General features: G+C 70.8%; 9 protein-coding genes. All 9 read left to right on the forward strand.

The annotated features are described in order from the left end of the window. Positions 1-791, forward strand: a 791-nt coding sequence (gene murJ, locus RMO12_RS11190) for a lipid II flippase MurJ (protein WP_309639342.1), incomplete at its 5' end; no start/stop codon positions are given. 47 nt (positions 792-838) lie between these two features. Further along, on the forward strand, positions 839-1,708 hold the full coding sequence (locus RMO12_RS11195; RefSeq protein ID WP_309639343.1) for a tetratricopeptide repeat protein: 870 nt from the start codon (positions 839-841) through the stop codon (positions 1,706-1,708). Between the two features lie 122 nt (positions 1,709-1,830). Then, complete coding sequence (locus tag RMO12_RS11200) at positions 1,831-2,892, forward strand: AI-2E family transporter (RefSeq protein WP_309639344.1); 1,062 nt, start codon at positions 1,831-1,833, stop codon at positions 2,890-2,892. 62 nt (positions 2,893-2,954) lie between these two features. Beyond that, a complete protein-coding gene (gene hda / locus RMO12_RS11205; RefSeq protein ID WP_309639345.1) occupies positions 2,955-3,644 on the forward strand; it encodes a DnaA regulatory inactivator Hda in 690 nt (229 codons plus the stop codon). Next, positions 3,641-4,315 (forward strand): HAD family hydrolase, encoded by a 675-nt coding sequence (locus tag RMO12_RS11210; protein WP_309625227.1) that lies wholly within the window; start codon positions 3,641-3,643, stop codon positions 4,313-4,315. The genes hda and RMO12_RS11210 overlap by 4 nt, the downstream gene beginning before the upstream one ends. After that, entirely contained in the window at positions 4,312-5,952 is a 1,641-nt protein-coding gene (gene pcnB, locus RMO12_RS11215) for a polynucleotide adenylyltransferase PcnB (RefSeq protein WP_309639346.1), read from the forward strand. The genes RMO12_RS11210 and pcnB overlap by 4 nt, the downstream gene beginning before the upstream one ends. 2 nt (positions 5,953-5,954) lie before the next feature. Further along, positions 5,955-6,470, forward strand: coding sequence for a 2-amino-4-hydroxy-6-hydroxymethyldihydropteridine diphosphokinase (gene folK / locus RMO12_RS11220; protein WP_309625225.1), 516 nt, complete (start codon positions 5,955-5,957; stop codon positions 6,468-6,470). A 33-nt stretch (positions 6,471-6,503) separates the two neighbouring features. Beyond that, positions 6,504-6,992, forward strand: coding sequence for a DUF6265 family protein (locus RMO12_RS11225; RefSeq protein WP_309639347.1), 489 nt, complete (start codon positions 6,504-6,506; stop codon positions 6,990-6,992). A gap of 147 nt (positions 6,993-7,139) precedes the next feature. Next, the coding region (locus RMO12_RS11230) for an AAA family ATPase (protein WP_309639348.1) at positions 7,140-7,221 on the forward strand (82 nt) is incomplete at its 3' end.

Here is a 7,221-nt window from a genome sequence, read left to right on the forward strand (position 1 = left end):
TCAACACCCAGATTGCCACGCAGATCGGCGCGGGCGCCGTGTCGTGGCTGACCTACGCCGACCGGCTGATGGAGTTTCCGACCGCGCTGCTCGGCGTGGCGCTCGGCGTGGTGCTGCTGCCGCAGCTGTCGGCCACGCAGGCCCAGGGCGACTCGGCGCGTTATTCGGCCTTGCTCGACTGGGGCCTGCGCCTGGTGCTGCTGCTGGCGCTGCCGTGCGCGGTGGCGCTGCTGGTGTTTCCGCGTGCGCTGGTGGCCGTGCTCTACCACCGCGGCGCATTCGGCGCCAATGACGTGCAGCAGACGGTCGTGGCACTCATGGGCTACGGGGTCGGCCTCGTCGGGTTGGTGGCGCTCAAGGTGCTGGCGCCGGGCTTCTATGCCAAGCAGGACATCCGCACGCCGGTCAAGGTGGCCATCGTCGTGCTGGTGCTCACGCAGTTGCTCAATCTCGCGTTCGTGCCCGTGCTCGGCCATGCCGGCCTGGCGCTGTCGATAGGCTGCGCGGCGCTGGTCAATGCGCTGTGGCTGCTGATCGGCCTGCACCGCCGCGGCAGCTGGTGGCCGGCGCCGGGCTGGCCAATGTTCGCCCTGAAGGTGGGCATCGCCAGCCTGGCGATGGGCGCCGGCCTCGCGTGGGCGGCAGAGGCGCTCGACTGGGTTGCGTTCGGCAGCCGTGAGCTGCAGCGCGCGGGGGCGCTGGCCGGCGTGCTGCTCGCGGCGGCGGCGCTCTACTTCGGCCTGCTGCTGCTGCTCGGATTGCGTCCGCGTGACTTTTCGCGTCGCGCCTGAGGCAATGGCCGCAAAGATGCTGCGGCGCGTCGCCTAAACTTGGCGCCATGCCTGCACCGTTTCCCATCGAGGTGCCGACCGCGCTGGAGTACTTCGACACGCTGGTCGCCGAGGACGCCAGTTTCGCGCTCACCGAAACGGCGGTCGCGCTCGCGCAGGACGAGCACCCGCGCCTGGACACGCAGGCGGTGCTGGCCGATATCGACACCCTGGCCGACAAGCTCAGGCGCCGCATTCCGCCCGACGCCATGCCGGTGCAGAAGCTGCGCTTGCTCAACCATCGCTTTTTCCAGGAATGGGGTTTTGGCGGCAATGTCAACGACTACTACGCCAGCGCCAACAGCTACATCCACGAAGTGCTGCGCACCCGCCGCGGCATCCCGATTTCGCTGGCGGTGATCTACCTGGAGCTGGCCGGGCAGATCGGCCTGACGGCGCGCGCGGTGTCGTTCCCGGGCCACTTCCTGGTCAAGGTGAAGATGCCCCAGGGCGAGGTCGTCATCGACCCCTTTACCGGGCATTCGCTGTCGCGCGACGAGCTCGACGAGCGGCTCGTGCCCTACAAGCGCCGCCAGGGCCTGATGGGCGAGTTCGACATGCCGCTCGGCCTGTTCTTGCAGCCGGCATCGCCGCGCGAGGTGATCGCGCGCATGCTGCGCAACCTCAAGGAAATCCACCGCTCGGCGCAAGACTGGCCGCGGCTGCTGGCAGTGCAGGAGCGGCTGGTGCGGCTGTTGCCGCGCGAGTGGGACGAGCGTCGCGACCGCGGCCTGGTGCAGGCCGAGCTGGGCTTCTTCCTGGCCGCTGCCGACGACCTGGAGGCCTACCTCGCCCACAGCCCGCGCGCCGACGATCGCGCGCCCGTCGCCAAGCGGGCCGTCGAACTCCGCATGCAGGGCCGACCCCGGCTGCATTGAGCCGCAGCGCCCGCGTGCGCGGCAAGGCCGCAGCGCGCCGATCCGGGCCGCCGGCAGCCCCAGCGCCTCGCCCGATAAACTCGCCCCGCCGCGCCCCTGCGGCGCGATCCCGCCGCTCCCGCATGCCCCTGACTTCCGCGCAAACCCAAGGCATGGCCTGGCTCGGCATTGCCATCGCCACCGTGCTCGCCCTGTGGTTGCTGGGGTCGGTGCTGACGCCCTTTGTGGTTGCCGGTGTGTTGGGCTATGCCCTGCATCCCCTGGTCGACCGTCTGGTTCGTCGGCGCGTACCCAGGGCGCTGGCGGCGCTGCTGGTCGAGGTGCTGGCCTTGGTGACCGCGCTGGCGCTGCTCTTGCTGGTGGTGCCGATCGTGCTGCGCGAGCTGCCGACCCTGCGCGAGCAGATCCCGCTGCTGCTGACCCGGCTCGACGCCTGGCTGGCGCCCATGCTGGCACCGCTGGGCATTGACATCTCGCTCGACGTGGCCGGTATCAAGGAGCTGCTCATCGCGCAGCTCGGCGACAACACCGAAAGCCTGGCCAAGGCCGCGCTCGATTCGCTGCGCATCGGCGGCAGCTTCGCGCTCGGCCTGCTGGGCGCCGCGGTGTTGCTGCCGGTGCTGCTGTTCTATGTGCTGGTCGACTGGGCCGGCCTGGTGGATCGCGCTCAATCGCTGGTGCCGCCGCGCGTGCGCCCGGCCTTCGACGGCTTCGTCGCCGAATGCGACCACATGCTCGGTCAGTACCTGCGCGGGCAGCTGTTGGTGATGGGCATCCTGTCGGTGTTCTACAGCGTGGGGCTGGCCTTGTTCGGCTTCGACCTGGCGGTGCCGGTGGGCGTGTTCACCGGCCTGGCGGTGTTCATTCCCTACCTGGGTTTCGGCTTCGGTCTGGTGCTGGCGGCCTTGACCGGCCTGCTCCAGTTCGGCGCCGCCTACACCGCCATCGCCGTGGCCGTGGTGTTCGGTCTCGGGCAGGTGGTGGAGAGTTTCTACCTGACGCCACGGCTGGTGGGCGAGCGCATCGGCCTGAACCCGATCACGGTGATCTTCGCCTTGCTCGCCTTCGGCCAGCTGTTCGGCTTTATCGGCGTGCTCGTCGCGCTGCCGGTCAGCGCCGTCGGCGTGGTGGCGTTGCGCCGGCTCAAGACGGTCTACCTTGCCAGCGCGCTGTACCGCAAGTGAGCATTGAAGGGCCGCCCCGAGATGCGAACCGCCCCCCCGGTGGGCAGGCGCCTGCGAGCGCCGTGGGGGCAGGTCCGATCACCCAGCAACTACCCCTGCGGCTCGGGCCCGGCCCGGCGCAGAGCTTCAAGACTTTCGTGGCGGGCGACAACGCCGCCGCACTCGCGGCGCTGCGCGCGGCCGCGGGCTCGCTCTACCTGTGGGGGCCGGCTGGGGCCGGCAAGAGCCATCTGCTGTGCGCGGCATGGCGTGCGGCCGAGGAGCGCGGCGCGCTTGCTTTGCGCTTCACCGCGTCGATGCCCACGCCCTGGCGCTGGGAAGACGGCACGCAGCTCGTGCTGCTCGACGCCTGCGAGCGCTACGACGCGGCCCGGCAGCACGCGGCGTTCGCCCTGTTCGTCGAGGCGGCGACGCACGGCGCGATGGTGCTCGCGGCCGGCCGGCTGCCGCCGGTCGATCTGCCGCTGCGCGAAGACCTGCGCACGCGGCTGGGCGGCGGGCTGGTGTTCGCCTTGCAGCCGCTCGCCGAAGCCGAGGTGGCTGCCACTCTGCGGTGCGAGGCCGAGCGCCGCGGCATCGCGCTTGCGGACGAGGTGATCGGCTACTTGCTCACCCGCTTTGCGCGCGACCTGGGTTCGCTGATGGCCTTGCTCGACGCGCTCGACGATTTTTCGCTGAGTCACCAGCGCGCGGTGACCGTGCCGCTGCTCAAACAAATGCTCGCGCAGCAACCGGGGCCGGGCAAGCCATGAACCTCTGCCTGTTCGACCTCGACCACACGCTGCTGCCGCTGGACTCCGACCACGCCTGGGGCAAGTTCGTGGTCTCGCTCGGCTGGGCCGACGGGCAGCGCCAGAGCGAGATCAACGACGCCTTCTTCCTGCAGTACCAGCGCGGCACGCTCGACCTCGACGCGTACATCGAGTTCGCCACGCGCTCCTGGCGCGAGCGCCCGGTGGCCGAGCAGGACGCGGCGCACGCACGCTTCATGCGCGAATGCATCGCCCCGGCGATCCGGCCCGAGGCGCTGGCGCTGGTCGACCAGCACCGTCGCCAGGGCGATCTGATGGCCATCGTCACCGCGACCAACGAGTTCGTCACCCGGCCGATCGCTGCCGCGCTGGGCGTGGACACGCTGATCGCGGTCGAACTCGAGCGCGACGACTGCGGGCGCGTCACCGGCCGCATCCACGGCGTGCCCTCGTTTCGCGAAGGCAAGACGGTGCGTGTGGCGCAATGGCTGGCGGGCCGGGGCCTCGGTGTGCAAGACTTCCCGCGTGTGACGGTGTACAGCGATTCGCCCAACGACCTGCCGCTGCTCGAGCTGGCCACGCACCCGGTGGCCACCAACCCCTCGGCGGCGCTCGAGGCGATCGCCCGCCAGCGCGGCTGGCCCCTACTGAGGCTCTTTCCCACCCCATGATCAAGCGATTCATCAACAAGCTGCTCGGCAAGGGCGACGGCGACGCCGCCAAGCCGGCGCGCCGCAAGGCTGCCAAGCGCATGGACGTGCCGGCCAGCGAGCACGGCATCGACCCGGCGCTGGTCGACGAGCGTGCGCTCAAGGTCGTGTCCACCTTGCAGGAGGCCGGGCACGAGGCCTTCATCGTCGGCGGCGCGGTGCGCGACATGATGCTGGGCCTGCGGCCCAAGGATTTCGACGTCGCCACCGACGCCACGCCGGAGCAGGTCAAGGGCCTGTTCCGCCGCGCCTTCATCATCGGGCGGCGCTTTCGCATCGTCCACGTGGTGCATGGCCGGGGGCGCGATCACGAGGTGATCGAGGTTTCCACCTTCCGCGCCTACCTCGACGCCGCGGCGGCCGAGCAGGTGGCGGGCAACGAGAAGACCTCGCGTGCCGAGCTGTCGGGCAAGAGCCACGTCGTCGACGCCACCGGCCGTGTGCTGCGCGACAACGTCTGGGGCCCGCAGCATGAAGACGCCGAGCGCCGCGACTTCACCGTCAACGCGCTCTACTACGACCCGCGCACCCAGGTGGTGGTCGACTATCACGGCGGCATCGCCGACGCCAAGAAGCGCCTCTTGCGCATGATCGGCGACCCGCTGGCGCGCTACCGCGAAGACCCGGTGCGCATCGTGCGCGCGGTGCGCTTTGCCGCCAAGCTGGGCTTCGAGGTCGAGCCCAAGACGCGTGCGCCGATGAAGGACTGTGCGGCGCTGCTCGAGGCGGTGCCGGCCTCGCGGCTGTTTGACGAGCTGTTCAAGCTGTTGCAGACCGGCCATTCGCGCGCTTCCATCGAGCAGTTGAAGAAGCACGGCCTGCTGGGCACCGGGACTGGCATCGGCAAGGGCGAGCGCGGCATCTTCCCGCTGCTCGACGCGGTACTGGCCGACGCCGAGAAGCATCCGGCGCGCGCCGCCTTCATCGACGCTGCCTTGGCCGACACCGACCGGCGTGTGGCCGAGAGCAAGTCGGTGGCGCCGAGCTTCCTGCTCGCCTGCCTGCTGTGGCATGAAGTGCTGGCGCATTGGCAGCGGCTCAAGGCCCATGGCGAGCCGCCGTTCCCGGCGCTGCAGCAGGCCATCGACACCGTGTTCGACGCCCGCGTGGGCGACATCTCCGGGCGCGGCAAGCTCGGTGCCGACATGCGCGAGATCTGGATGATGCAGCCGCGCTTCGAGCGCCGCAGCGGCGCCACGCCGCTCGCGCTGGTCGACCAGCCGCGCTTTCGTGCCGGTTTCGACTTCCTGCGCCTGCGCGCCGATTGCGGCGAGACGCCGGTCGAGCTGGCGGAATGGTGGGAAGACTTTTCGCTCGGCAGCGACGAGGAGCGCCGCGCCTTGCTCGAAGAAGCGCGTGAGCGCGAGCAGCAGGCGCGCCGTGCGTCGGGCCCCTCGGCGGTCGCTTCGGGCCGCACTGCGGCCGCCCACGGCAACGTCGCTTCCGCATCCGGCAGTGCTGCGACCGCCGCGGGCGAGGCCGTCGCAGACCCGGCGGCCCGCAAGCGCCGCCGCCGACGGCGCAAGCCGGCCGGTGAGGGCGGCGCCAGCGACGACGCAGCGGGCCCGGGCACGGCGGCGCTCGACAGCACGGGCTGAACATGGCCGGGCCGACGCGGGCCTATGTCGGGCTGGGCGCCAACCTGGGGGATCCGCGTGCCACGCTCGGGCAGGCGCTGGCCGCGATCGCGGCCTTGCCGCACGGCCGGCTCGTGGCAACGTCGTCGATCTACCGCACCGCGCCGATCGACTCCAGCGGCCCCGACTACCTCAACGCCGTGGCCGCGCTCGACACCGCGCTGGCGCCCGCCGCGCTGCTGGCGTCGCTGCAGGCGATCGAAGCGGCGCATGGCCGCGAGCGGCCCTACCGCAACGCGCCGCGCACGCTCGATCTCGACTTGCTGTTGCACGGCGATGCCGTCGTCGACACGCCCACGCTCACCTTGCCGCATCCGCGCCTGCACCAGCGCGCCTTCGTGCTGCTGCCCTTGCTCGAGCTGGCGCCCCTGCTTGCAGCACCCGGCCTCGGGCCGTTGGCGGCGCATGCCGCGGCCGTGGCCGGCCAGCGTATCGAGCGACTGGCGCCAACGCCGCACGATGGCGCGCCGTGCACCTGAGCGCCGCTTGAGCAACACCCCGGAAGCAAGGCGATGCACCGCAGTCTTTGCCGCCTCGTCGCGCTCGTCTTGACGCTGGCCTCGCCGGCCGCCTGGGCGCAGGACGTTGGCTCGCTCGACGCCCTGGCCTGGCTGGCGGGCTGCTGGGCGGGCGAGCGCGCGGACGAGCCGCTGCAACGCTTTGAAGAGCAATGGATGGCGCCGCGCGCCGGCGTGATGCTCGGCATGGGCCGCATGGTGCGCGGCGGCAAGTTGGTCGAGCACGAGCAGATGTTGATTCGCGAAGAAGGCGGTGCGCTGGTCTACACCGCCCGGCCGTCGGGGCAAGCGAGCGTGTCGTTCCGGGCCGCGAGTGCGCACGCCGATGGCATCGTGTTCGAGAACCCGCTGCATGACTTTCCGCAGCGCATCAGCTACCGGCTGCTTGGCGACGGCTCGCTGCTGGCGCGCATCGAGGGCGAGCGGCGCGGTCGCACGCGCGCGGTCGAGTTTCCGATGAGGCGCGTGGACTGCCCTGGATAATCGCGAGCCACTTCGGCTGTCGCCCTTCTCGCCTTGTCGCTTTCCTCGCTACGGATCCCGGTGCAGACTATGCTGCCGCCGATCGCCTCCAACATTGTCTGAATGATGGACATGAGCGGCGCGGGACACCCGAGACGGAATGCGGCCATGCGCTTCAGGCATGTCGTCCTTGAAGGCCCGATCGGCGTGGGCAAGACCACGCTGGCGCGTGCGCTGGCCGAGCACTGGG

Origin of the sequence: Methylibium sp., from assembly GCF_031393925.1 — a bacterium.
Lineage (GTDB): Bacteria > Pseudomonadota > Gammaproteobacteria > Burkholderiales > Burkholderiaceae_C > Methylibium.